The organism is Streptomyces sp. 5K101 (assembly GCF_046506645.1).
Classification (GTDB): domain Bacteria; phylum Actinomycetota; class Actinomycetes; order Streptomycetales; family Streptomycetaceae; genus Streptomyces.
Genome location: NZ_JBKFFO010000058.1, coordinates 1 through 1,591, shown reverse-complemented (window position 1 = coordinate 1,591; position 1,591 = coordinate 1). Strand labels below are relative to the sequence as shown.

1 protein-coding gene is annotated in these 1,591 nt (G+C 70.6%); it reads left to right on the top strand.

What is annotated here, in order from left to right; translation table 11 throughout:
• The coding region (gene hutU / locus ACLB9X_RS34325) for a urocanate hydratase (protein ID WP_410364331.1) at nt 1-1,591 on the top strand (1,591 nt) is incomplete at both ends.

Sequence of the window (1,591 nt, the reverse complement as noted above, 5' to 3'; positions counted from 1 at the left end):
GGCTGGCAGCAGGAGGCCGCTTTGCGGATGCTGCAGAACAATCTGGATCCGGAGGTGGCGGAGCATCCGGACAAGCTGGTGGTGTACGGGGGGACGGGGAAGGCGGCGCGGGACTGGCGTTCGTTCGATGCGATGGTGCGTACGCTGCGGACGCTGAAGCAGGACGAGACGATGCTGGTGCAGTCGGGTCGTCCGGTGGGGGTGATGCAGACGCACGAGTGGGCGCCGCGGGTGCTGATCGCGAACTCGAACCTGGTGGGCGACTGGGCGAACTGGGAGGAGTTCCGGCGTCTGGAGCAGCTGGGGCTGACCATGTACGGGCAGATGACGGCCGGTTCGTGGATCTACATCGGCACGCAGGGCATCCTGCAGGGCACGTACGAGACGTTCGCGGCGGTGGCGGCGAAGAAGTTCGGCGGCACGCTGGCGGGGACGATCACGCTGACCGCGGGGCTGGGCGGCATGGGCGGTGCGCAGCCGCTGGCCGTGACGATGAACGACGGTGTGGCGATCTGCATCGACTGCGACCCGCGGGCGATCGAGCGGCGGATCGAGCACCGCTACCTGGACGTGCGTGCGGATTCGCTGGAGCACGCGCTGCGGTTGGCGGTCGAGGCCCGCGATGCGCGCCGTCCGTTGTCGATCGGTCTGCTGGGCAACGCGGCGGAGCTGCTGCCGCGGATGCTGGCCGAGGGCGCGCCCGTCGACGTCGTCACCGACCAGACCTCCGCCCACGACCCGCTGTCCTACCTCCCGCTGGGGGTGGACGTCGACGACATGGCCACGCTGGCGGCGAAGGACCCGGCGGGGTTCACCACCCGGGCGCGGGAGTCGATGGCTCGGCACGTGGAGGCGATGGTCGGGTTCATGGACGCGGGTGCGGAGGTGTTCGACTACGGCAACTCCATCCGCGGCGAGGCCCGGCTGGCCGGCTACGACCGGGCGTTCGCGTTCCCCGGCTTCGTGCCCGCCTACATCCGCCCGCTGTTCTGCGAGGGCAAGGGCCCCTTCCGGTGGGCGGCCCTGTCCGGTGACGCGGCCGACATCGCGAAGACGGACAAGGCGATCCTGGAGCTGTTCCCGGAGAACGAGTCGCTGGCCCGGTGGATCCGGATGGCGGGTGAGCGGGTGCACTTCCAGGGTCTGCCGGCGCGGATCTGCTGGCTGGGGTACGGGGAGCGGGACCGGGCGGGTGAGCGGTTCAACGACATGGTGGCGAGCGGTGAGCTGGCCGCGCCGCTGGCCATCGGCCGTGACCATCTGGACTGCGGTTCGGTCGCCTCGCCGTACCGGGAGACGGAGGCGATGCTGGACGGGTCGGACGCGATCGCGGACTGGCCGTTGCTGAACGCGATGGTGAACGTGGCCTCGGGTGCGTCGTGGGTGTCGATCCATCACGGCGGCGGTGTGGGGATGGGCCGTTCGATCCACGCGGGTCAGGTGACGGTCGCGGACGGCACCCGGCTGGCGGGGGCGAAGGTCCGCCGGGTGCTGACCAACGACCCGGGCATGGGCGTCATCCGTCACGTCGACGCCGGCTACGACATCGCCGACACCGTCGCCACCGACAAGGGCGTCCGCATCCCCATGC